This window comes from Vibrio sp. Hep-1b-8 (assembly GCF_006124995.1).
In the GTDB taxonomy this organism is placed as follows: Bacteria; Pseudomonadota; Gammaproteobacteria; order Enterobacterales; family Vibrionaceae; genus Vibrio.
Window position 1 is genome coordinate 23508 of sequence record NZ_QEWN01000109.1, and the last position, 25415, is coordinate 48922.

The window sequence follows — 25415 nt, forward strand, 5'->3', positions numbered from 1 at the left end:
TGGTTGTTAATATATTGTGATTCTCAGTCTGTCTTTTGACATTATTATCTCTAGCTTCTATTGATTTAGAAGAATAACGGGAAGGGTGCCATGAGACAGAGATTAAGGCTTCTAAGTATCATTATCGCAGGTAGCTTGGTTTTGGTGATAGCCGCTTTTAGTATCTCAAAACGAGTGCTAGATAGCGTGATTGAGGGATTGCTATGGGAGTTTGCTCAAGTCTCTGCCAAACATGACGCCGAAGTGTTAAAGCCTATAACGGCTCAGTCCGAGATCGTAAAACAGTTGGCTACTCACCCCAATATCACTTCATGGGCGCAAAACAGCGAAGATTCAGTCTACCTAGCCGTTGCAGAAGATACACTTGAACAATTTCGTTGGCGGCTGGCGTCCAAAAATTTCTTCGTCGCCTTAGATCAGAACCTGTCTTATCACTACAACGATGTAAATAGCATCCGCCAAGGAACTTTCTTTCGCCACTATCTGGATCCAGATGCGATTACCGATAAATGGTTTTTCGAGCAGAAGTCGAGCGGAATCGATCTCTCCGTCAATATCGCTCATGATGTACATCTGGGATTAACCAAGATCTGGATTAATCAGACCATAGAAAAGAACGGTCAGTTTTTAGGTATTCTCGGCACTGGTATCGATTTCACGGAACTGATCGAGCCGTTTCATAACTCACAACCCACAGGGATAGAAACCTACTTTATTGATGAACAGATGAGGATCCAACTGTTCCTAGGCGTCGATTCTGTTCAATACCCACTGCGTGATAGCCGTTCAAGGAAACCCCTGCTCAGCAGTGTAATTAGCAATGATAAAGATTATCAAGCGCTCGAAAAACTGATGAAGTTGCAGAAGGAAGGTCAAGAAGCACAAGTGCTGATGGTTAACCAAGGTGGTGGGCGAGCCGCTGTTGCGATTTATTACATCGAGTCTCTAGGGTGGTATGAAGTGACCTTTGTCAGTATTGATGCGATAGTGCCGACATGGGTCAATACCCAACTCTATTTCCCACTGCTTGCTGTAACCTTAATCGTCGCAATTCTTCTCTTTGGTTGGCTAGTCAAGCACTGGTTAGTCCCTCGAGAATATTGGAATCAGCGCATTTATCGACTTGTGCAAGACAACTCGACTGGCCAAGATGGCGCTTCACTTAATCTTGAACAGTGCTTAGATGTGCTTGAGTATGAGCTACAAAATAGTCGCAAGGGATTAGATAATCTGGTCGCGTCTAGAACGGCGATACTGGATGAGCTGTCAACATTTGATGTTTTGACCCAGATACATAACCGTAGAGGTCTGGAAAAAGAACTCAGTGCTGAGTTAGCGCGCTCTTCTCGTGAACAGTATCAGTTTGGTTTGTTGTGGATTGACGCTGGAATTAAGGTGCAATCTGACTCCGGAGAAGAGAGTCATCAATACCAAAATGCTTTGCAGTTGGTGGCTCGAGGCTTGCAACGAGCGATTCGGGAGTACGATGTGGCGGCAAGATGGGCAGAAGATGAGTTTTTGGTGTTGGTTAGATGTGGTCAAACTAGGACGTTAGAACGCATCGCCGAGCGCATTAAGCAGTATGTCGATTCACATCAAGATAGTGACACCATTCATTCCCACCATTTGATCAGACTTTCTATTGGTGGAGCACTTATTCAACCTCAGATGAGTTTGCAACAGGCTCTCGCGTTGGCAGACAGTTCATTGTTTCTGGCACAGTCCAACCAATCGACGATTCACATTCATACGGTGTCAAGTGAAAGGCAAACGGCTTGATTTACGTGGGTTTCAACCCTAGGTAATACCCTGATTATATTCACCGAAGCTATTCGAGCGAAGTCACGTTAATGTAGTTAATTTGTTGCTTCTTTGTGAGCTTGCAGCGAGATAGTGTGAGCTATCGCAGAGCGCTGCAAAGCAACAATTGTGAGCTCCAAAGGACGGCATGTTTTAAATTGTAATCTTGCTGAAATACGATAACTTATAATAATCCTTTTACGCTAAGAACTAGGCTTAGAGTCTTGCGCGGCAGCGATTGTTGTGCCCACTCCTACGAGGAACTGGAGTGGGCTAAAGGAACTAGATGAGCCCCCCTAAATAAAGGCTCATTACACAATAAATAAAATGGAGAGAATTAAATGGCTGGTGTTTTGGGAATGATCCTTGCTGGTGGAGAAGGCTCGCGCCTGCGCCCACTGACGGAGTCTCGCAGTAAACCCTCGGTGCCTTTTGGCGGTAGCTACCGTCTTATCGACTTTGCACTAAATAACTTTGTTAATGCTGACCTAATGCGTATCTACGTGTTAACACAGTTCAAATCTCAATCTTTGTTTCACCACCTAAAGAAAGGGTGGAATATCAACGGTATTACCGACCGTTTTATTGACCCTATTCCAGCACAGATGCGTACCGGGAAGCGTTGGTACGAAGGTACGGCGGATGCTATCTACCAAAACCTCGGCTTTATGGAGTTATCTGAACCGGATCAAGTTTGTATTTTTGGTTCAGACCACATCTACAAGATGGATATCAAGCAAATGCTTGATTACCACAAAGAAAAGCAAGCTTCGCTTACCGTTTCTGCTTTACGTATGCCTTTAAGTGAAGCGTCTCAATTTGGTGTCATTGAAGTCGATGCTGAAGGGCGAATGGTAGGTTTTGAAGAAAAACCAGCGTACCCGAAATCTATCCCTGGCGATCCAGAATACGCGTTAGTATCTATGGGTAACTATGTATTTGAAGCACAGACGCTTTTTGCTGAGCTGATTGAAGATGCAGATAACCCAGACTCAACTCATGACTTCGGCAAGGATATCATTCCAAAGATGTTCCCTCGCGGCGATGTGTTCGTGTATGACTTCAGCACCAACCGCATTACTGGCGAGAAAGAAGAAGTGTATTGGCGTGATGTCGGTACGATTGACGCATATTGGCAGGCTCATATGGATCTGCTCGCGAAAGACGCGCCTTTCTCGCTGTATAACCGTAAATGGCCTCTCCACACCTATTATCCACCGTTACCACCGGCAACGTTTACTGACTCTGACAATGGTCGAGTACAAATTATCGATAGTCTTGTGTGCAGCGGTAGCTATGTTCGCGGTTCGAGAATTGAAAAATCGGTACTCGGCTTCCGCAGCAACATCGCCTCTGCGTGTGACATTAGCGAAAGTATCCTACTGGGTGATGTTAAGGTCGGTGAGGGCTGTGTACTGCGCCGCGTGATCGTCGATAAGGATGCGGATATTGCACCGGGTACCCAAATTGGTGTAAACCTATCGGAAGATAAGAAACACTACCATGTATCGGAAGAGGGTATCGTTGTCATTCCAAAAGGAGCACGTATTGGCTACTAAGAATCTATCCATTCTATTTGTAGCATCGGAAGTTGAAGGGTTAATCAAAAGCGGTGGCTTGGCAGATGTTGCCAAGGCGCTGCCTGAAGCATTGCTCACATTACAGCAAGATGTTCGTATCACTCTACCCGCATACCAGAAAGTAGCGGGCATTGAACAAGCTCCAGTTTTACTGGACACACAGCTTGAATATTGGCCGCACACACCGTATCGAGTTAAACAACTCGAAATCGTGGGAGTACCTGTCTACGCGATTGATTGCGACGAGTACTTCAACCGCTCGGAAATGTACGCGGAGAACAACCAAGCGTATCAAGACAACGGTGAAAGGTTTGCTTTCTTTAGTGCCGCGTGCCTCGATATGCTACCGAAACTTGGCTTTCAACCAGATATCGTTCACGCCAATGACTGGCATACTGGGTTTGTTCCCTACTTACTGAAACACCGCTACGGAGCGGATACGTTTTTTTCATCGACGAAAAGTGTACTCTCGGTGCATAACGCCGTATTTAAAGGGGTGTTTAGCTATGATGAGTTACAGAATCTAACAGAGATGCACACACGCTACGCTGGTGATGCGGCTGTGAGTGACACCCATGTAACCATGCTAAAAGCGGGCGTTATGTGTGCGGATAAGATTAATGCCGTGAGTCCTACTTATGCACAGGAACTAAAAACTGAGTTAGGTAGCCATGGTATGGCGGCGGAATTTCAGCACAGAGCTGAGGATTTAGTCGGGATACTCAATGGTTGTGACTACTCGGCATGGAACCCTCAAACCGATCCTTCTTTGCCTGTGAACTACAAAGCAACGCGACAAAGCATGGTACGAGGGAAGAAAGCGTGTAAGAAAGAACTTCAGCAACGTGTGGGTTTAGAAGCGTGTGATGTCGCTGTATATGGCATGGTTTGTCGCCTAACGCACCAGAAAGGTATCCACTATCTAATCCCGATTCTGGATGCTTTCTTGAAGCATCAAGTTCAGGTGGTCATCGTTGGTACTGGAGACCCTGTTTTGGCGGCGCAGCTAAAAGAGATTGAAGCGTTACACAGCGATAAATTCGTCTTTGTCGAGGCCTACGATAATGACCTTGCTCATTTGGTCGAGGCGGGCTCTGACTTCTTTATCATGCCTTCTGAATTTGAACCGTGTGGGTTGAATCAAATTTATAGTATGGCTTATGGCACGTTACCCATTGTCCGTGGCGTCGGGGGATTGCGTGATAGTGTCAATGATTACGACGAAGGACCCAATACGGCGACTGGTTTTGTTTTTCAACAACCTGAGCCGAGTGAGTTATTAAACGTTCTACAGCGTTCACTCTTGCTATATGCCCAACAACCAAACGAAGTTAAACGCGTTCAATTGTATGCGATGGAACAAAACTTCTGTTGGTCTAAAGCGGCTGAAGAGTATATCAACCTGTATCGGTCGGCCCTTCACGCTTAACCTGTCTAAAGGCGTCATTTCGACGCCTTTTTCAATGATATTTACATTTTTGACCAGAGAATGACGGATAAATGGAGTTGTCGGACTTAAATCCTTCTAGGATTATGGTAATCTCCTAAGCCAAGATTTTGAACCTAAGTGGCCCTTGTCTGATATGAGCGATACCCTGTTATTCCACAAAACGTTTGCCCACCCTACTAGTGACGAGTGGGTTGTCTTTGTGCATGGTGCTGGGGGAAGTTCATCGATTTGGTTTAAACAAATTAAAGCGTACAGGGAGCATTTCAATCTATTGTTGATTGATCTTCGTGGTCATGGCAAATCGAATCAGTTGCTCAAAGAGCTGATTGCAAACCGCTATACCTTCAAAGCCGTGACCATGGATATTCTCAAGGTACTTGATCACCTAAAGATTCGTTCAGCCCATTTTGTGGGTATGTCGTTGGGTACCATTATTGTCCGTAATATCGCAGAGTTATCGACGGACAGAGTGAAGTCAATGGTGCTGGGAGGCGCTGTAACGCGTCTTAATACACGCTCTCAAGTGTTGGTCAAACTAGGTAACCTTTGTAAGCATATTGTTCCTTACATGTGGTTATACAGCCTTTTTGCCTATATCGTGATGCCTCAACGTACGCAAAAAGAATCACGTCACTTATTTATCCGTGAAGCCAAAAAGTTATGCCAAAAAGAGTTCAAGCGTTGGTTTATTCTTACCGCTGAAGTTAATCCGTTGATGCGATACTTCAAGGATCGTGAGTTACCCATCCCAACGCTATACTTGATGGGCGAGCGCGATTACATGTTCATTCAACCGGTCAAAGAGATGGTTGCCGCTCACCGTAAAAGCCAATTACTTGAAATCGCTGATTGTGGTCACGTCTGCAATGTTGAAAGGCCTGATGAATTTAACCAACACTCGATAGCCTTTATTCAGCAGCAAATCGAAGCCAAATAGAGTTAGGGCATACAGGCGCCGCACTTCCAGCACAAACCGAATTGAGCTTCGTTTTGTTCACTACACTCACTACACCGCCAGCTTACTCCTCTTTCAGCACGCTTAAAATCGGCAATGATTGCTTGTGCTTGAGCGAGTTGTTGAACATCGAATAGCCAAATATACGGTTCACTGTTCTCACCAAAAGGGAGCTCTCCCTGTAAACCGAATAAACCTTCGCCCCGCACCTCGCAAAGGATTTGCTGTGATTTCAATAACTCACAAACGATATGTGCTTCAGGTGGTGTTGTCGCTGAGTAGAGACGCATTACACGTTTCCGTTTGATGCTGAAGGCGTCGATTTGAGTTTGGCCATTATCCACTTAGCGACAACAGGGAAAAGACCTAATAAGGCAAAGGAAGCCAACACACTTGGAGAAACGATACCGGATAAGTGTTCAATCTGCGCCAACTGAGTACCCGCGTTGAGGTATACCGCTGTGCCTGGCAACATACCTAACTGGCTCACCAAGTAGAATCGTAAAGTCGTAATCGGTGTTAGCCCCATCAATAGGTTGATCAAAAAGAACGGAAAAACAGGAATTAGACGTAACGAGAATAGATAAAATGATCCGTCACGTTCAACGCCTTGGTTTATTGCTGACAACTTGTCACCAAACTTCGTTTGAACCCAGTCTCTAAGAAGATAGCGGCTGCTTAAAAAAGCCAGAGTTGCGCCAATGGTACTGGCAAAAGAGACAAGGACTAAGCTTGTCCAAAAACCGAATAGGGCAGCTCCCAATAGTGTGACCACAGCAGCACCCGGAACAGAAAAGGCGGTGATGGTGACATAGGCCAAGAAATAGCTAGCGGCCGCGACAACGAAGTTATCTGCGATAAATAGAGCGAGCTCGGCTTGCTGAGCTTTAGCGTTTTCCAGAGTGAGATACTGTCCAAAATTAAGGGCTAGCAATACAACAACAAGGATGAACACAACGCCCAAAATCAGTTTTTTACTCATACAACATCTCCATCAAACATCAAAGCTAGCGAAATTAAAGTGTTAATAGACTAGAAAGGGAAAGCAAGCAGTAAATTTCACAAATAAGAAAAAAGTCAGCACTAAGGCTGACTCTTTATTGATTCGATAACTTATCTGTTAGTGATGGCTAAGCTCGTTGAGCAGCTCTTGGCGTCGATTTTGAGGAATGACGGACCAGTGAGTGCCATTGATCGCACCTTCTAATGCCCAAAGTAGCTCGATGTTAACGTCAGAAGAGTGAGTAGACTGAATGGCTTTGAATGCGTTAACTGAGCCGGTTTCTTCAAGGTTTTCGACACTTTCGATACCTGCTTTCTTGAGCATACGCTCAGTAGCTAATCGTAAGTTCGGTAAATCTTTGAGGCGACTTGGTTTCGCTTGCGATTGAGTTTTCTTCTCGTTATTTGCCGCATCAAGTGCAAGCTTGGCGAGTTCTAAGGTTTTATTGGTATCTGAACTCCAGTCATGACACAAGGCGTAGTATTTCGTTACAACGGGAAATCCGCGTTTTTTATAAACGTAAGGCTCGAGTCCTTGAGATTTAAATTGTTTAGCCAGTTCTGCGTCTGCACGAACGTGAAGTTTATCGTTGACCACGAGTGCGAACATCGTGTCATCAGCAAAAATGCCAAAGCCACCAAACATTGAACGAGACTTGATGTAGCCAAGTTGCTCAAATAATCGCATTGAGTCTTTTAGTATTGGTTTATCCATGCTGTTTATTCTCGGTGTATAGTTATACGCCACCAGTTCAGGTCCGAGAGATTAGCAAAATAATGCAGGTACTTTGTAAGTAAGGCGTCATACAACCGTTAGTAATTCGTGTATGACAAGTGCATATTTACCATCGGCAACCCCGCTACCAGACATATCATGTTTAAGGCCGGAGGCTTTGCGTCCCACCCTTTCGGAGTGGTTTGCCCTGTTCGTGGCATTGTTCGAACATTTAGAGCATAAATAAAATATGCGTAGGACATCACGCCGAAATGGAATAAGTGTGATCTTGGTTCAGTAAAAAGAGGTGAATTATCCGCTTAGCCAATAATGTGCTACCGGCTAAGCGAACGATTTGAACTATTTGTTCAAATCAAGGACGGTATTTCGTTCAACAATCTCAGGGTGCATTTCAAAAATACGCTTCTCATGCTCTTTATCTTTGATCCGCTCAAGCAAGATTTCGAATGCGTTTTTACCAACACGACGTTTTGGTTGGTGGACAGTTGTTAATGGTGGAGAGAAGTACTCAGCCAGCTCAATATTGTCATAGCCGATGACTGACATATCTTCAGGAATTCGAATGCCTTTTTGCTGTAGACGGCTCATCAACCCCAATGCCATTGTGTCGTTGAAACAAAACACAGCACTTGGCTTGTTATCCATCGCTGCAATTTTGTCTGCGGCGAGTACGGCGGTATCACATTCGAAGTTGCCTTCAAGAATCCAATCTTCATTCACCGAAAGTTCTGCTTCACTCATCGCGCGTTTGAAACCACGAATACGCTCCTGACAGGCGGCTTTTTCAAAGTGACCACTTAGACAGGCAATATCTTTATGACCACGTTCGATCAGATATTTTGTTGCTAGGTAGCCGCCTTCTTCTGAGTTATCAATGATCTTGTCCGCTTGCGAGCTTTCAGGACCCCAGTCCATAACGACTTTAGGGATATCTTTATGGCGATCGAGCATTTCGCTCAGCTCTTCAGTAAGGTCTGAACACATGACTAAGATGCCGTCTACGCGCTTCTCTGCCAACATGCGGATGTAGTCGCGTTGTTTCTCGTAGATGCCACCAGTATTACACAAGATAAGCGTGTAGCCCTGACGGTAGCAGTAGCTTTCTACGCCATCAATCACTTCTGAAAAGAATAGGTTTGTTGATTGGGTGACCAACATACCGATTGTACGAGTCGTGTTACATTTCAAGCTACGCGCAACAGCACTTGGCGCATAGTTTAACTCGTTCACCGCTTCCATTACTTTTTCTTGAGTAGCTTCAGCAACAAAGCGTGTTTTATTAATTACGTGAGACACAGTGGTTGTTGAAACACCGGCTAGGCGAGCAACATCTTTAATAGTGGCCATAAGGTTTTGTCCTGTCGATGACTGCCAAGCAAATATATTCAAGTGTAGAATAAAATAGTCTGGCAGAAAGTATCAGAAACACAAAAACCGCCCTTATTTAGCGGTTTGTATTTGAATCGTTCATTTTTATCGTTTGCGGTCACGATTTTAGACCGCAAACTCTCAGAGAGCAAACAAAAAACGTCAAAGTTGTAGGTTTGAGCTCACAATGTGCGTTTTTTTACTCGCCTGCAAGATAGCTGCAATCTAGCTCTAAGAAAGCGCTAGTAAGGCTGGCGATTGCAGAGTAAAAACCGAAGTCATCGAGTGTCTGACACTTGGCTGAAAATTTCGGAACCCAGCTCAATAGGTGTTGCTGAATAAACGCTTCTTGCTCTTTTAACGCGTCTTCTAAATGACGTTCTTGTTCCAACTCATTTGAGCGAATAATAAGATTGCCAAGAAAGTCGAGTTCGATTGCAAGATGATCGGCTGGCTCATTTAGATCTTTTTCAACTGCAACCCCATGTTTCGCCATGAGCTCTTCCATCTCTTTAGCTGGCGTGTCGTTGAGTAATCCCGATTGACCAATGTACATAGAGGCATAAGGAAGGGCAGAGTCTCTATCTGACTTTAAAAATAGATCACAGAAATCTGCGGCGAGTTCCAATTGAGCATCTTCACGATCCATCAAGCGATTGAGCGCATCAGTGACACGGTCAATTGCAGGTTTTAAAGCGGCATTTTCACCCAAACCAGTCAAAAACGCGCGGATTTCAGCGGAATGATACTGCGCGATATTTTCCTCAGTAAGCTCATTGGCAAACAGGCTTGATAGCCACCAGTAAATCTCGGCACGTTTCTCATTAAATGCTTTAATTTCTTGCATTAGGTTCAACTCCTAAAATAACTATCCACTAGTTTAACCAATAAAAATGAATAGGGATAACGGCTTGTGTTATAAGTTACCATCAATTATGAATGAATGTTAATGAGTGGGTGACTTTTGTCTTGAATCAAGAAAAAATCATCTTTCTTAGTTTTAAAGTGATAATTACTAGAAATGTTACTATTTATGAATAGAATACAATTTTAGAGCAATTCCCAATGTAAATTAAGTGGTGTAGATGAGCTATCATGTACTAGTTGTAGAAGATGACGCAGTCACGCGTAGCAAACTCGTTGGTTACTTTAAGAACGAAGGTTATAACGTGAGTGAGGCTGAAAGCGGCGAGCAGATGCGTCATACGCTACAAAACAATGCGATTGATTTGGTGATGTTAGATATTAATCTTCCTGGTGAAGATGGATTAATGCTAACGCGCGAACTTCGCAGTCAATCTGACATTGGAATTATCCTGGTAACAGGACGCACGGATAGCATCGATAAAATTGTTGGCCTAGAAATGGGCGCAGATGATTACGTCACCAAACCGTTTGAGTTACGCGAACTTTTGGTTCGAGTTAAAAACTTATTGTGGCGTATCTCTTCTGCCCGCAACGCATCTGCAACACTAGACGCAGCGCAGCAAGACGACAATGTAGTACGTTTTGGTGAATGGACATTTGATGTTCAACGACGTGCATTAAGTCGCAATGGAGAGCCAGTAAAACTCACTAAAGCTGAGTATGAATTGCTGGTTGCACTCTCTTCATACCCTAATCAGGTATTGAGCCGTGAGCGTATTCTCAACATGATTAGCCACCGTGTCGACGCACCGAACGATCGTACCATTGATGTGCTGATAAGACGTATGCGAGCGAAAATGGAATTCGATCCAAAGAACCCTCAGATCTTTGTGACGGTTCATGGCGAAGGTTATATGTTTGCAGGCGACTAGTCGCTCTAGATGAATTAAAAAAACCGAGGCATTTGCCTCGGTTTTTATTTTACAGTGATGACAGCAAGTTGCTAAACGTTGCTCTCTGAAGCCTGCATAGCTTTCTCTTCATAGTCTGACGCCCAGTCTCGAAGCGTCTGCCAAATACGACCCAATGTCTCGTGCCAATAACGTTCAGTTTGCTCGAGGTAGACCGCTTTTGGCGCATATTTGGCCCAGAATTCGGTTACATTCTCATGCGCTAAGTAGTTAGTTGGAGCGGCATAAGGTTTTAATCCTGCTGAGTGGAACTCATTCAGTGCGCGCGTCATATGGCTTGCTGAAGTCACCACAACCAGCTTTTTGTTTGTCACAAAAGCTGCTGCTTGTCGCGCTTCTTCCCACGTATCTTTTGCTGTTTCAAGCAAAATGATGTCGGACTTAGACACACCAAGTGCGAGCGCGACTTTGGCCATCATTCGTGCATTACTCACTTCTGAACCTGCGGCGTAACCAGATAAGATAAGCTTGGCGCCTGGGTAGATGCGTAAAATTCGAATACCTTCTGTGAGGCGCATCAAACCAGAACGGCTTAACTCAGATGTTGGTGGTATTTTATCGTCGACAACGTGGCCGCTGCCCAAAACCATCACATAATCGATGGGCTCATCGACTGGGAAAAACGCCGAATATTGGCGCTCTAGTGGCATCAATAGACGAGATGAAACGGGTTGGAAGGCGATCAGGAAAATGCCAATAAAAGAGAATAGAACAACAAAGCAACCTGTCTTCTGCTTTCGAGTAAACATGATCAACATTAGCCCGAATAGGCCAATGATGAGCAGGGCCGGCAAGGGCATTAGCAAAGAAGACACAACTTTTTTCAGCTCAAACATACGAAATAGTCCGAAAAAACATCAATTGATTATATTTTAAGAGAAAGCCTCTTTATTCCTGCTTTTCTTGTGACAGAATAGCAGCACGATTAGACATGATAACTCAAGCTGCTGTGACTGAAGACCGCAATTTCGACGATATTGCCCACAAATTTGCAAAAAATATTTACGGTTCTGACAAAGGCGAGATTCGTCAAGTCATTGTTTGGGAAGATCTTCAACAGATACTTCATGCCGTAGATGGGGCGAAACAACCACTGAATGTGCTGGATGCCGGGGGCGGCTTGGCACAAATGTCACAAAAGCTTGCTAAACTCGGACATCACGTCACGTTATGTGATCTATCTTCTGAAATGCTGCAATTAGCAGAGCAGGATATTGCAAATAATGAACTGCTTGCGCAGTATCGCTTCATTCATTCGCCAGTCCAATCGATTGATCAACATCTCGACACTCAAGTAGATATCGTTTTGTTTCATGCAGTCATGGAGTGGTTGGCAGACCCGAAACCGGCATTAGAAAAAGTGCTTGAGCAGGTGAGAGCTGGTGGTATGGCTTCCATCATGTTTTATAACCACCATGGGCTGGTCTACAAGAATGTTGTATGTGGCAATATTCCCCATGTTCTTGACGGGATGCCGCATCGTAAGCGTTTTAAATTACAACCGCAAAAAGGCTTAAAACCCGAAGAGGTATATCAGTGGATAGAAGACGCTGGTTTTTCAATTTGCGGTAAATCTGGTATTCGTTGTTTTAGTGACTACATAGGCAATATGGAGTATATGGGCGACTACCAGTATGAAGATGTGTTGGCACTAGAAAGACAATTGTGCAGACAAGAGCCATACCTCTCGTTAGGCCGATACATACATGTATGGGCGAAAAAGAAAGATAAGCAGGACTAACAATGAGTGAGATGACTCTAAATGCTGCAGAGCAGCCGATCGACGAGTTGGTCGGCTGGGTAAAACAGCACGATTTCTCATTGAATCTGACCACAGAGCGCTTGGCATTTTTGATCGCTATTGCTGTGCTCAGTAACGAAAGGTTCGATGAAGAGTTAGGTGAAGGTGAACTGCATGATGCGTTTACCATAGTGACTCGATTATTCGAAGAAACAGGGGATGCATCTGCGTTCCGTGCAAACAACGCCATTAATGAAATGGTGAAACAGAGACTAATCAGCCGCTTTACCAGTGAAATTAACGACGGAGCAAGTATTTACCGTTTATCGCCTCTCGCGATCGGTATTACTGACTATTACGTTCGCCACAGAGAATTTTCTAAGCTTAAATTATCTATCCAATTATCTATGGTTGCAGATGAAATGGCGAAAGCGATTGAGTCTGCACGTCAGGGTGGCACACCTGAGCATTGGCGCAAGAATGTTTACGGAGTCTTAAAATACTCGGTGGGAGAGATTTTTGACCAAATTGACTTGAACCAACGTGTGATGGATGAGCAGCAACAGTCGGTCAAACTTCAAATTGCGGAGCTACTGAACAAAGATTGGCGAGATGCGATAAACAACTGTGAGTCGCTGCTGTCTGAAACGTCCAACACGCTTAGAGAGTTGCAAGATACGCTCCAAGCGGCGGGTGATGAACTGCAAACTCAGATTCTTGATATTCAAGAGCTGGTGTACGGTGATGATGAACTCGAATTTATTGCCGAAACACTGTTCGCACTGCAAATGAAACTTGACCGCATCACAAGCTGGGGTCAACAAGCGATTGACCTTTGGATTGGCTATGACCGCCACGTCCACAAGTTTATCCGTACCGCGATTGATATGGATAAGAACCGAGCGTTTAGTTCGCGTTTACGTCAATCGATAAAAGATTATTTCGATATGCCTTGGTATCTGACTTATGCAGATGCTGAGCGTCTAACTGACCTTCGTGATGAAGCTCTAGTACTTCGCGATGATGAAGTCACAGGCCAAGTGCCGCTAGAGGTAGAATACGAAGAGTTCCAACAGGTCAATGATGAATTGGCAGAACGCATTGGCAATATGCTCCGAGTTCATAAAGAACAGGGTACCGCCATTGATCTTGGTATCGTGCTACGCGATTACCTAGCTCAGCATCTGCAGACTCATCATTTTGATTTAGCACGAATTGTTATCGACCAAGCAGTACGCCTTGGCTATTCCGAGTCAGATTATCAGGCAATTCAGCCAGACTGGCAGGCGATAAACGATTTTGGTGCAAAGGTACAAGCAAATGTCATCGACCGATACTAATGAATACATGCCAGATAATCTGGTAAAAGCAATTTCGAACCCTCTGTTCCCAGCGCTCGATAGCATGCTGCGAGCAGGGCGTCACATTTCCAGCGAAGATCTCGATAACCACGCACTGTTGTCAGACTTCGAAGTTGAGCTGAGCTCTTTTTATCAGCGTTACAACACAGAGCTAGTTAAAGCACCTGAAGGCTTTTTCTATCTTCGTCCACGTTCAACCTCTTTGATTGGCCGCAGTGTTCTTTCCGAACTGGATATGCTGGTGGGCAAGGTGTTGTGTTTCTTATATCTAAGCCCTGAGCGCTTAGCTCATGAAGGTATCTTTACCAACCAAGAGTTGTATGAAGAGCTGCTTGCTCTTGCTGATGAATCTAAGCTAATGAAGCTTGTGACCAACCGAGCGACAGGTTCAGACTTAGACAAAGAGAAACTGTTCGAAAAAGTACGTACGTCTCTACGTCGACTACGCCGTTTAGGCATGATCATCAATATTGGTGAAACGGGCAAATTCAGTATCAGTGAATCGGTATTCCGCTTCGGAGCAGATGTACGCATCGGCGACGATATGCGTGAGGCTCAACTGCGTCTTATCCGCGATGGTGAAGCGGTTGTCCATACCAAAGAACCAAGTCAGGGTAGCCTCCTTGAGCGAAATAACGATGACAATGATGATCAAGCCGAAGAGCAAATGTTAGAAGAGGGTGAAGCATGATTGAACGCGGTAAATATCAATCGCTAACCATGGTCAACTGGAACGGCTTTTTTGCGCGTACATTTGATATCGATGGTCTAGTAACAACGCTTTCTGGCGGTAACGGTGCAGGTAAGTCTACGACCATGGCGGCCTTCATCACGGCACTGATCCCAGACCAAACCTTACTTCACTTCCGTAATACCACAGAGGCGGGCAGCAATCAGTCATCTCGTGATAAAGGTCTTTACGGTAAGCTGCAAGCGGGTGCCTGTTACGCTGCGCTTGACGTGGTTAACTCACGAAATCAACGCTTACTGTTTGCTGTCAAGCTACAGCAAGTGGCAGGCCGTGATAAGAAAGTCGACATCAAGCCATTTGTTGTTCAGGGTTTACCAAGCCATGTTAAACCTACCGATATTTTAATTGAGAGCGTGTCGGCAACTCAGGCACGTGTTCGTCAGATTAACGAAGTAAAGGAAGCGGTCGGACAATTCGAGGGTGTGCAGTTTAAAGCGTTCCCTTCCATCGTTGACTACCACTCGCAAATGTTCGAGTTTGGCGTTATTCCGAAGAAACTACGTAACTCCAGTGATCGCTCTAAGTTCTACCGCTTAATCGAAGCGTCACTGTACGGCGGTATTTCAAGTGCGATTACTCGCTCACTGCGAGACTACTTGCTACCGCAAAATGGCGGCGTGAAGAAAGCGTTCCAAGATATGGAATCAGCGTTGCGTGAAAACCGTATGACGCTTGAAGCGATCAAAACCACTCAAGCCGACCGTGATCTGTTCAAACACCTTATCACTGAGTCAACCAACTACGTGGCAGCAGACTACATGCGCCATGCAAATGACCGACGCAACAAGCTAGAGCAGACTCTATCTTTACGTAGTGAGTTGTTTGGTTCACGTTCAACGCTAATCGAGCACAACAATCTACTTAACAGAGTGCAAGAAGAGCTTGAGCTGCTGGTTGAGTCTGAATCTGCTTTAGAGCAAGACTACCAAGCGGCGTCTGACCATCTGCAATTAGTGCAAAATGCTTTGCGTCAGCAAGAAAAGATTGAGCGCTACCAAGAAGATCTCGAAGAGCTCAACGAGCGTCTTGAAGAGCAGTTGATGGTGGTTGAAGAAGCGCAAGAGCGTGTTGCGATGGCCGAAGAGCAAGCGTCTGTTTCTGAAGAAGAAGTGGATAGCTTGAAGAGTCAGTTAGCCGACTACCAGCAAGCGCTGGACATTCAGCAAACCCGTGCGCTGCAATATCAGCAAGCGGTTGAGGCGCTAGATAAAGCAAAACAACTATTGGGTAACGAAGGCTTAACTGCTGAATCGGCGCAAGTGCTTGTTTCTGAGTTGAAAGCGCAAGAAGCCCAAAGTACGACAGAGTTGCTCGCAACTAAGCATAAATTGGATATCTCATCAGCTGCTGCTGAACAGTTTGAATCCGCTCTCAAGCTGGTTGCAAGTATTGTCGGACATGTAGAGCGCAAAGAGGCTTCAACAGCCGCGAAAGCCGCGATTGAACAGAGTCGTGAAGCACAGCGCATCGCTCAAAATGAACAGCAATGGCGAGCACAGCATCGTGATGTGGAACGTCGTTTACATAAGCAACGCCAAACTCAGGAACTGGTCACTGAATATCAAAAACAGCATCAAGTAGAACTGACCGATGAAGCGACGTTTGAGATCGAGCGTGAACGTCACGTTCAACAGATCGAATCTCTAGAGATATCTCAAGAAGAGTTGCGTGAGCAACGCAGTGAGCAGCGCCGTCTAGAGCAAGATGCATCCGCTGAAATTAACAGGCATGAAGCCATTGCTCCAACTTGGATTGCTGCGAATGATGCCCTCGAATCACTTCAAGAGCAAAGCGGTGTAGAACTGTATGACAGTCAGGCTGTCATGAGCCATATGCAAGTCGTTCTAGAGCAAGAAAAACAACAGTCTATCGCCAAAGATAAACTGGCTGAACGTCGTAGCAAGCTTGAAGATGAAATTGAACGACTTGCGTTTCCTGGTGGTTCTAACGATCCGCGCCTTAAAGGCTTAGCCGATACCCTAGGTGGGGTTCTGCTGTCCGAGATTTATGACGATATCACCATTGACGATGCGCCGTATTTCAGTGCGATGTACGGCCCAGCTCGCCATGCGATTGTTGTATCAGACTTGTCTGGTATCGAAGAGAAGCTGGTTGAATTAGATGACTGCCCTGAAGACCTCTATATCATTGAAGGTGACATCGATGCATTTGATGACAGCTCATTTGATGCAGAAGAGCTTGAAGGTGCGGTATGCGTGAGAATGAACAATCGTCAGATGCGTTATTCGCGTTTGCCAGAAATTCCTTTGTTCGGTCGTGCCGCTCGTGAGCAACGTTTGGAACTGCTGCGCAATGAGCGCGAAGAGGTCGTAGAACAGCATGCTAAAGCGGCATTTGATTCGCAAAAACTCCAACGTCTGTACCAAGCATTCAACAACTTTGTGGCTAAACACATTCAGGTTGCGTTTGAACCAGACCCAGAGCAAGCATTGATCGTAGTACGTGAAAAACGCGGCCAATTAACACGAGCTTTGGCAGATCTAGATGCCAAAGAGCAACAGCAACGTAGTCAGTTATTGGCAAGCAAGCAAGCGATATCCGCTCTGGATAAGATTGCGCCAAATATGGCTCTTATTGAGGATCAGGCACTACTTGCTCAGTTTGAAGAGCTGGAGCAAAACATTGCCCAACTGACAGACGCCAAAGCGTATATTGCTCGTCATGGTAAGGCGATTGCTGAGCTAGAAAAAATTGCTTCAGCGCTGGAAGCTGACCCTGAGCAGTTTGATACTTTGGAAGCGGAATACCACGCGGCTGACCAAAAACTTCAACAGCTGAAAACCCAGATTTTTGCTGTGGCAGATTTGGTTGAGCGTCGTCATTACTTCGCTTACTCAGACTCAGTCGATTTGTTGAATCAAAGTAGCGAATTGAGCGAGCAGCTCAAATCGAAACTGGTCGAAGCGGAACGTATGCGCACGCATTCACGCGAGGAGTTTAAACAGGCTCAAGGCCAGATGAACCAATACAACCAGGTGCTAGCCTCACTCAAGAGTTCGCATCAGGCGAAGCTTGAGACGGTTCAAGAGTTCAAACAAGAGTTACAAGAATACGGTGTCACGGCTGACGAAGGTGCTGCTGAACGCGCTATGCGTCGTCGCGATGAACTGCAAGAGCGTTTGCATACTTCACGTTCTCGTAAGAGTGAATACGAGCGCACTATCACTGCGACAGAACTTGAAATGAAAGCGCTGGCAAAACGTCTCAAGAAAGTACAGAAAGATTACGTCGATCTGCGTACATTTGTCGTTGCAGCGAAAGCAGGTTGGTGTTCAGTACTTCGCCTAGCACGTGAGAATGATGTGGAACGTCGCCTTCACAAGCGTGAACTGGCTTACATGTCCGCGGATGAACTGCGTTCTATGTCGGATAAATCGTTGGGCGCATTGCGTCTTGCGGTCGCCGACAATGATGATCTGCGTGATGCGCTGCGTCTTTCTGAAGACAATGCACGTCCAGAACGCAAAGTCTTGTTTTATATTGCCGTATACCAGCATCTTCGTGAGCGTATTCGTCAGGACATTATTCATACTGATGATCCTGTTGAAGCTATCGAAGAGATGGAAGTGGAACTTGCGCGTCTAACCGAAGAACTGACACAACGTGAAAATCGTTTGGCAATCAGCTCGGATTCTGTTGCGAGCATCATTAAGAAGACGATTCAGCGTGAGCAAAACCGTATTCGTATGCTTAACCAAGGTCTGTCCAACATCTCATTTGGTCAGGTCAAGGGCGTTCGGCTCAACGTTAAGATCCGTGAAAGCCATGAAATATTGCTTAACGGCTTGTCTACAGGACAAGAACAGCACAAAGATCTCTTCGAATCCACGCGTTACACGTTCTCTGAAGCGATGGCGAAGTTGTTCCAACGTGTTAATCCACATATCGACATGGGACAGCGTTCTCCTCAGGTTCTGGGTGAAGAGTTACTGGACTACCGTAACTATCTGGAATTAAGTGTGGAAGTTAACCGTGGTGCAGATGGCTGGCTTCAAGCCGAGTCAGGGGCGCTATCGACAGGTGAAGCAATTGGTACCGGTCAATCGATTCTATTGATGGTTGTACAGAGTTGGGAAGAAGAGTCTCGACGTCTACGTAGCAAGGACATTGTACCTTGTCGTCTATTGTTCCTTGATGAAGCAGCACGTCTTGATGCTAAGTCTATCTCAACTCTGTTCGAGTTGTGTGACCGTCTCGACATGCAGTTACTTATCGCTGCACCAGAGAATATCAGCCCAGAGAAAGGGACGACTTACAAACTGGTGCGTAAGGTATTTAAAGACCACGAGCATGTTCATGTCGTTGGCTTACGTGGCTTTGGACAAACCAAGAAAGCCAAGAGTGAAGTCCAGCAACTGGTCGAAGAGTTATAAGAGACAAAAAAGCCCGCGAAAGCGGGCTTTTTTGTCGTTAAAACAGAGCTATCTAGGAATCTCTTTGGCGAAGATACCGAACTGACGCGCGGCATAAGCGACGCGTTCGGCTGGCTTCGGATACTCAGCGGGTGAACCAAGACTCTCGATATGATGAAGGCGAGGCAATAAGCCAGCGCCGTTAGCGATTTGAATAGCAAGTCCAGGACGAGCATTCAGTTCTAGCACCATTGGACCTTCCTCTTTATCAAGCACCATGTCGGTACCCATATAGCCGAGCCCAGTCATTTCCCACGCACTTGAAGCAAGGATCAGTAGCCGTTCCCAATGAGGTACTTGAAGGGTCGCTAACTCCATACCGGTGTCTGGATGGTGGGTAACAGGTTGGTCAAACTGTACAGCTCGGACAGCACGGCCTGTCGCGATATCAATGCCCACACCAACGGCACCTTGGTGCAAGTTTGCTTTACCGTCAGAGGCGGCAGTAGAGCAGCGCATCATCGCCATTACCGGATAACCTTTGAAGACGATGATGCGCACATCAGGTACGCCTTCGTAGCTGAAACCTTCGAAACAGTCATCAAACTTAATCAAATTCTCCACAACAGCAACATCGTTTTTGCCGCCTAAGGAGAAGAGCCCCGCCAATGCGTTACTGATATGACGCTCTACATCTTCTTGATTAATGGTGGAACCCGAAGGTTTGGTGTAAACGCCATCTTTATGTGACGTGATAACCAAAATACCTTTACCACCACTACCTTGGGCTGGTTTGATCACAAAGCCAGGCCAGTTCTTGACCATTTCATGAATGGTTTTAACTTCAGCCTGATTGCGAATCACACCAATCAGTTTTGGTACCGTAGCGCCGGCCGCTTCAGCAATGATTTTGGTTTTGAGCTTGTCGTCAACCAGCGGATACTTTGAACGGTCATTGTATCGGCCAATGTAGCTGTGGTTGCGCTTGTTCATGCCCATAATGCCTTTGTGGCGGAGCTTGAACGGCGATGTATATTTCGAAAACATCACTTACTCCTCCGCTAGCGGTTTAAAGCGACGGAGTTCAGTTAAGCGGTAACCTGTGTAAGTACCTAGCAGCAAGATAGCCGCTAACACGATCAACTGTAGACCGATAAAGTTAAAGGTCAGGTGCTGAATGAATGGGTTCGTCATCGCGAGATAAACCAGCACAGCAGTGAGCAGTGAGCCACCGCCTTGCAGCACGACTTCCTTCGCGCCTTCTTCTTCCCAGAGAATGGACATACGTTCAATCGTCCAAGAAAGAATAATCATAGGGAAGAAAGTAATCGATAAGCCTTCGGTTAAACCAATCTTAAACGCGACAACGGTAAACACTGAGATGATCATAATTACCGTGATGATCACCGCCGATATCCTCGCGACTAACAGTAAGTTGAGCTTCGATAGATAACTTCGAATGATAAGGCCCGTACCGACGATCAGCAAGAAGCCAACAATACCCGTAACGAGTTGAGTCTGAACAAAGGCGACGGCAATCAACACCGGCATAAATGTACCTGAGGTTTTCAGACCGATAATCACACGCAAGAACACAACGATCAGAGCGCCAATCGGGATCAGCATGATGGTTTTAAACATCGCTTGTTCTTCGAGAGGCAAGCTGTGAATCGAGAAGTTTAATAGACCATCTGCGAGTACTTTATCTTTGGTTGCTTGTGATGGCGTAATATCCTGCGCGATCATAGAGAAGTGAACCTGACTGTTTTGACCGCCCACTAAATCAAGTAGTGACACATTAGATTCATCCCAGACCAGAATGTTGTCAGAAATGGCAGGGTTAGCGTTGTTTGGATTAAACAGAACCCACTGTTTACTGTTCCATACCTGATTCATGTGCTGGATAGTTTGTCGACGACGGCCATCTTCTAGCTCGATAACGCCAACGACTTTACTTGGTACTTTGGCGTAAGCAAGGATTTTTGCCACTGCGTCTACTTTGCTCATGCGGTTCAGCAGTAGTGAAGCATTTTGGCTCTCTGAATCGTTGATTGATTTGATCAACTCGCGAGTGAAGGTAATGTCGTCAGCAGAGCGTTGATTCGCACGTTCAATCAACGCAAGAACGGCAGCTTCTGCGGGGCCATCAAAGGTTGGTTGAGTCATTTCGTTAGTGGGTGGCGTTGATTCGACCTTAGCTTGAGGGTCAACCAAGAACTGAGCTTTATAGTAGATGGTTTGTGGTCCTGTGGCCTGACGTACTGACCACTCGGCGCGGCGTCCTGATTCAGTTTCTACGTATGAAAGACCGTAACCAGGTGAAGAAGATGATTCATCAATTAAGGTGAAGCCTGTCTGAGTATGAGGTGCAGCTAATGAGGCTTTGACAGGCTTGGATTGACCACTAAATTCAATGCGAGCCTCAATGTCCCAGACCTGACGTGCTTCGCCTGGTGTCCAAGGAACACCATAATTCTGGTGGCGGAAGATGCTCAATGCAATACCAGCAATAATTAATAGGGCAACTGATATATAAAAAGGGATTTTTGAAGTCATAAGCTTACGCTACCTTGTTATTTTTCTTGGTTTTCCGTATGGATGTATTTTTTACTTACATCAACGACAGCTATATCACGGATGAATTCGCGTCCTAGTAGTACAGGATGACTCATCTGAGAACGATCCGCCAAAGTAAATTGCGCTTTTTCATGGATTTTTCCAAGTTTAACCCACAATTCAATCACCGCTCGTCTTTCGATTTCTTCATTGGTTGATTGGCGAATTTTTACGAAACGAAGAATAGGCGCTTCGATCCAGTTAGATTCATCAAGTGTTTTCTCTCCATCTGAAAGATGGAAGCGCACCCAATTCTTACCATTGCGCTCGAACTCTTCAATATCGATAGCGTTGAGTGATGATGTCGCAGCTCCGGTATCAACACGCGCGTCAAAAGATTGCTTGATTGAATCAATGGTGACTTTTTCTACTTCGCCGAGCACGATGCCATGAGTCGGAGTTGGTTGGGCAGGAGCTGGGGTAGTGAGGACGACTGGCGCAGGAGTTTTACGGACTTCATTCATCGCTTCAGTTCTGAAATCGGACAACTGCTGTTCAAGTAAGTTGACCTGATCCTCAAGACTCTCGATGTAATCAGACTGGTTGCTCAATTGCAAAGCTAGGTTTTCGTATTGAGTGGTGAGATTTGTTTCTGAAGCCTGAATGGCTGCAAGTGTTTCTTGGTGGAGCTGTTCGCTGTTTGTCAGCGTACAACCAGAGACTAGCATTATGGCCATTAAAGGGGTCAATCTTGTCAACATTGAGAAACCTGAACGTAAATAGAATTATTAATTAAATAAGAAGTTTAGCGTATATATTTTATCGCAAACAAGCAGCAATTGGATTGATGCTCTCAAAATTTGAGGAAGGGATGATCATACGCAAAAAATAAGGATGCTGAGCATCCTTATTATTGTATTGGCTATTGGATACGAGAGAAACGTTTTCAAGTCGAACTTGGGTTAACTCTCTGTCAATATTTATGGTTTTTTAGCAACCAGAATCGCGCGTCTTGGTGCTGGGTGACCTTCGACGGTTTTCGATGGGTCATTCGGGTCTAAGTAATCAGGCAAAGAGTTGTGAGTCATCCACTCAGTAGTACGTTGCTCTCCAACGCTTGTGACATTTTCATCGACAATACGCACATCGACAAAGCCCATTTGTTCCAACCAAACCTTGAGTGCTTTTGCTGACGGGAAGAAATAGACGTTACGCATCTGAGCGTAGCGATCAACAGGAACAAGTACAGAAGTCTCATCACCCTCGATAACTAATGTCTCTAACACCAGTTCTCCACCAGAGACCAGTTGGTCTTTCAATTGGATAAGATGATCCAGTGGAGAGCGGCGATGATAGAGCACACCCATGCTAAACACAGTGTCGAACGCTTCCAGTTTAGGAAGTTGTTCTATACCTAGAGGTAGCAGATGCGCACGCTGATCGTCACCCATCAGTTTACGTATCGTTTCAAACTGAATCAGAAACAGGTGAGAAGGGTCGATACCGACAGTGAGCCGAGCACCTTCACCCAGCATGCGCCACATGTGGTAACCGTTACCACAACCGACATCAAGCACACTTCTGTTTTTCAGTGGTGAAATGTGTGGCAGTACGCGATCCCATTTCCAGTCACTGCGCCACTCGGTGTCAATATGAATGCCGTGAACATGGTACGGGCCTTTACGCCACGGATGGAATGTGCGCAACAGGCTTTCAAGCTTGTTCAACTCGCCTTGATGAAAAGGCGTGTCATTGGCAAGAGTGACAGAGTTTTTTAGATCGACTTGGTCAGGCGAGCCTTGTGGGATCTTGTTCAATGCCTTGACCCAGCGACCAAAGTCACCATGTTCCGCATTTTGCCAGTCGGTTAGCTGCTGAGGGAGTACGTTTAACCAAGGTTGAAGGCGAGTATCTTGAGCAATCAACTGGTAGAAATTAGCAAAATTAAACATAGTCTTATCACTGATATTAAATTAAAAATTTGACACAAAATGAGTGAGTCGAAAAATTTCTCGCTATTTAATCGCGAACATAGAGCCAAAGTTAAAGCATTGGAACCAGACATCGTAGCTAGTGAAGCCAATCGCTTTAAAACGCGCTTTGTGCTCTTGCTTAGAGTCAGGACGCATTACGTTTTCGATGGCACTTCTCTTTTGGCTGATCTCAAGTTCGCTGTAGCCATTGGCTCGTTTAAAATCATGGTGGAGATCAATCAGAAGCTCATTGGACACTTGGTCTTCAAACACGTACTTCTCAGACAGAATTAAAATCCCACCTGGGCGTAAACCAGCGTAGATCTTTTCAAGTAAGGCATATCTGTCTTCAGGAGACAAAAATTGCAGGGTAAAGTTAAGTACCACAACAGAGGCATTTTCAATCTCAATATTGCGGATGTCCGCTTCAACGACTTCCACTGGTGTGTCACTTCGATACGCGTTTACGTGTAGCTTACAGCGTTCTACCATCGCAGATGAGTTATCTACGGCGATGATTTTACAGCCTTCTTGATTGATATGACGGCGCATCGAGAGCGTTGCAGCACCGAGTGAACAACCTAGGTCGTAGATGGTTGAATGCGGCTTGACGAAGCGTTCCGCCAGCATACCAATCGCTGAGATGATATTGCTGTAACCAGGTACTGAGCGTTGAATCATGTCTGGGAACACTTCGGCGACACGTTCATCAAAGGTGAAATCCCCAATTTTATCGATTGGAGCCGAAAAAATAGTATCTGGATTGCTCTTAGGGTTCATACTCGGTTCTCACTAGATGTCGGCTTGGTCGCCAACATGGTCTACAGCTATTAAAAAGGCGCGTATTTTATGAGAAATAAACGTCTGTGTCATGTTTTGTGGTGATTCTCTTTAGAACATCTGAAGCTGTGATACGCCATCGTCTGCTGGAAATGGTGATAAGTCAGGCAAAAGGGTCTGTTGCTGCAAACTCTTATACAAGGTTGCAGCCAGCTCCGGAGCGATAAGGTTATCCGACGTGTGAATAAACAAATATGGCTGTTTTCCCTGCGCTATCCATTGAGGCAGTTTAGCTAACCATGGCTGAAAAAAGGCGAGATTTTTCTCTTCTTGTGGGTGGCCAATAAAACGCACCATCGGCTGACTTGCCGTGGCGATGGCATGGACAGGCACTTTGGGTTTTTTCTGTTGGGCGTCAAGCAAGGACTCGTAGTGGGGGTGTGTTGGCTCAAGTGGTTCAGAGAACACAGGGCGGCTGTCCATGATTATGCGATCGTAATTGCTTTCGATCAGCCACTGATTCAAGGCAATTTCCGCTTCGCCTTTAGCAAAAAAAGCCGGATGGCGCACTTCAACACCGATAGGAAAGTTGGGTGGAAATAGGGCACAAAATTTCTTCAATATATCGAGATGCTCGGGTGAAAACGCAGCGGGAAGCTGGATCGTCCATTGACCAATCCGATCATGCAGCGGTTGCATGATGTGCATGAACTCTTTCAACTGACTTTGGCTGCCACGCAGCATTTGTTGATGGGTAATAGCTTGGGGTAGCTTGAAGGTGAAACGAAACTCGTCGTGAGTGGCTGCTTTCCAATTATTGACAGTGCTTAATGTCGGGGTTGCATAGAAGGTGGTATTCCCCTCCACGGTATGAAAGACGCGCGCATATTTTTCTAGCCTTTCAGAGGGTTTAGTCCCTTTTCCATAAAAGCTTTGCTGCCAATTGTTGTGAGACCACATGGTCAGCCCGAGTCTGACGGGTAAACGGTCCATATTTTGTACTTAACACCCATGATTTGATTAGAAGAATAGAGCTTTGCCGAACCACCCATTATGGGGCTATAATCAGCGCCAATTATCTTACATTGATGCTGTTTTACGCCTTTATTGCTTTAAAAAGCATCAATAGATGATAAATCGCAATAAATTGT

General features: G+C 45.5%; 21 protein-coding genes and 1 riboswitch. Of the genes, 9 read left to right on the forward strand and 12 right to left on the reverse strand.

What is annotated here, in order from left to right; genetic code table 11:
- Nucleotides 1-90: 90 nt before the first annotated feature.
- From DA100_RS12285 to DA100_RS12300, 4 genes are all read left to right on the forward strand, one after another.
- Nucleotides 91-1779 (forward strand): GGDEF domain-containing protein, encoded by a 1689-nt coding sequence (locus tag DA100_RS12285; protein WP_138972407.1) that lies wholly within the window; start codon nt 91-93, stop codon nt 1777-1779.
- 362 nt (nt 1780-2141) lie between these two features.
- Entirely contained in the window at nt 2142-3359 is a 1218-nt protein-coding gene (gene glgC / locus DA100_RS12290; RefSeq protein ID WP_138972408.1) for a glucose-1-phosphate adenylyltransferase, read from the forward strand.
- On the forward strand, nt 3349-4809 hold the full coding sequence (gene glgA, locus DA100_RS12295; RefSeq protein WP_138972409.1) for a glycogen synthase GlgA: 1461 nt from the start codon (nt 3349-3351) through the stop codon (nt 4807-4809). The genes glgC and glgA overlap by 11 nt, the downstream gene beginning before the upstream one ends.
- Before the next feature lie 154 nt (nt 4810-4963).
- Nucleotides 4964-5767, forward strand: a complete 804-nt coding sequence (locus DA100_RS12300; protein ID WP_138972410.1) for an alpha/beta hydrolase — start codon at nt 4964-4966, stop codon at nt 5765-5767.
- 2 nt (nt 5768-5769) lie between these two features.
- Here DA100_RS12300 and DA100_RS12305 read toward each other — a convergent pair whose 3' ends face one another.
- The 5 genes from DA100_RS12305 to torD all read right to left on the reverse strand — a co-directional run bounded on the left by DA100_RS12305 (nt 5770) and on the right by torD (nt 9738).
- Nucleotides 5770-6075 (reverse strand): DUF2007 domain-containing protein, encoded by a 306-nt coding sequence (locus DA100_RS12305; RefSeq protein ID WP_138972411.1) that lies wholly within the window; start codon nt 6073-6075, stop codon nt 5770-5772.
- Complete coding sequence (locus DA100_RS12310) at nt 6075-6767, reverse strand: TVP38/TMEM64 family protein (RefSeq protein WP_138972412.1); 693 nt, start codon at nt 6765-6767, stop codon at nt 6075-6077. The genes DA100_RS12305 and DA100_RS12310 overlap by 1 nt, the downstream gene beginning before the upstream one ends.
- A 138-nt stretch (nt 6768-6905) precedes the next feature.
- Nucleotides 6906-7502 carry a TfoX/Sxy family DNA transformation protein gene (locus DA100_RS12315; RefSeq protein ID WP_138972413.1) on the reverse strand — a complete coding sequence of 199 codons (597 nt, stop codon included), beginning with the start codon at nt 7500-7502 and terminating at the stop codon, nt 6906-6908.
- Nucleotides 7503-7634: 132 nt separating this feature from the next.
- Nucleotides 7635-7720: riboswitch (cyclic di-GMP riboswitch) on the reverse strand.
- 142 nt (nt 7721-7862) lie between these two features.
- A complete protein-coding gene (purR, locus tag DA100_RS12320) occupies nt 7863-8870 on the reverse strand; it encodes an HTH-type transcriptional repressor PurR (protein ID WP_138972414.1) in 1008 nt (335 codons plus the stop codon).
- Between the two features lie 220 nt (nt 8871-9090).
- A complete protein-coding gene (torD, locus tag DA100_RS12325) occupies nt 9091-9738 on the reverse strand; it encodes a molecular chaperone TorD (protein ID WP_138972415.1) in 648 nt (215 codons plus the stop codon).
- Between the two features lie 238 nt (nt 9739-9976).
- Here torD and torR point away from each other — a divergent pair, with 238 nt between their 5' ends.
- Nucleotides 9977-10690, forward strand: coding sequence for a two-component system response regulator TorR (torR, locus tag DA100_RS12330; RefSeq protein ID WP_138972416.1), 714 nt, complete (start codon nt 9977-9979; stop codon nt 10688-10690).
- A 71-nt stretch (nt 10691-10761) separates the two neighbouring features.
- Here the strand turns inward: torR and elyC are convergent, their stop codons facing one another.
- Nucleotides 10762-11565: an envelope biogenesis factor ElyC gene (gene elyC, locus DA100_RS12335; protein ID WP_138972417.1), complete on the reverse strand. Its 804-nt coding sequence runs from the start codon at nt 11563-11565 to the stop codon at nt 10762-10764.
- 95 nt (nt 11566-11660) lie between these two features.
- On the opposite strand from elyC, the gene cmoM reads away from it, so the two are divergent.
- The 4 genes from cmoM to mukB are packed head-to-tail and all read left to right on the forward strand — an operon-like array spanning nt 11661 to nt 18976.
- The gene (gene cmoM / locus DA100_RS12340) at nt 11661-12470 is read left to right on the forward strand and encodes a tRNA uridine 5-oxyacetic acid(34) methyltransferase CmoM (RefSeq protein ID WP_240800917.1); all 810 of its coding nucleotides are present in this window, start codon (nt 11661-11663) and stop codon (nt 12468-12470) included.
- Nucleotides 12471-12472: 2 nt separating this feature from the next.
- Nucleotides 12473-13810, forward strand: coding sequence for a chromosome partition protein MukF (gene mukF / locus DA100_RS12345; protein WP_138972418.1), 1338 nt, complete (start codon nt 12473-12475; stop codon nt 13808-13810).
- Complete coding sequence (gene mukE, locus DA100_RS12350) at nt 13791-14522, forward strand: chromosome partition protein MukE (protein ID WP_171052214.1); 732 nt, start codon at nt 13791-13793, stop codon at nt 14520-14522. The genes mukF and mukE overlap by 20 nt, the downstream gene beginning before the upstream one ends.
- Nucleotides 14519-18976 carry a chromosome partition protein MukB gene (gene mukB, locus DA100_RS12355; protein ID WP_138972420.1) on the forward strand — a complete coding sequence of 1486 codons (4458 nt, stop codon included), beginning with the start codon at nt 14519-14521 and terminating at the stop codon, nt 18974-18976. Before mukE ends, mukB begins: the two co-directional genes overlap by 4 nt.
- 48 nt (nt 18977-19024) lie before the next feature.
- Here mukB and DA100_RS12360 read toward each other — a convergent pair whose 3' ends face one another.
- From DA100_RS12360 to DA100_RS12385, 6 genes are all read right to left on the reverse strand, one after another.
- Nucleotides 19025-20002, reverse strand: a complete 978-nt coding sequence (locus tag DA100_RS12360) for an alpha-L-glutamate ligase-like protein (protein ID WP_138972421.1) — start codon at nt 20000-20002, stop codon at nt 19025-19027.
- Nucleotides 20003-20005: 3 nt separating this feature from the next.
- Nucleotides 20006-21511: an inactive transglutaminase family protein gene (locus tag DA100_RS12365; RefSeq protein ID WP_138972422.1), complete on the reverse strand. Its 1506-nt coding sequence runs from the start codon at nt 21509-21511 to the stop codon at nt 20006-20008.
- A 17-nt stretch (nt 21512-21528) separates the two neighbouring features.
- Nucleotides 21529-22272, reverse strand: a complete 744-nt coding sequence (locus DA100_RS12370; protein WP_138972423.1) for an ATP-dependent zinc protease — start codon at nt 22270-22272, stop codon at nt 21529-21531.
- Between the two features lie 219 nt (nt 22273-22491).
- Complete coding sequence (cmoB, locus tag DA100_RS12375; RefSeq protein WP_138972424.1) at nt 22492-23463, reverse strand: tRNA 5-methoxyuridine(34)/uridine 5-oxyacetic acid(34) synthase CmoB; 972 nt, start codon at nt 23461-23463, stop codon at nt 22492-22494.
- Between the two features lie 63 nt (nt 23464-23526).
- Complete coding sequence (gene cmoA / locus DA100_RS12380) at nt 23527-24264, reverse strand: carboxy-S-adenosyl-L-methionine synthase CmoA (protein WP_138972425.1); 738 nt, start codon at nt 24262-24264, stop codon at nt 23527-23529.
- 111 nt (nt 24265-24375) lie between these two features.
- Complete coding sequence (locus DA100_RS12385) at nt 24376-25257, reverse strand: DUF72 domain-containing protein (protein WP_138972426.1); 882 nt, start codon at nt 25255-25257, stop codon at nt 24376-24378.
- Nucleotides 25258-25415 lie beyond the last annotated feature (158 nt).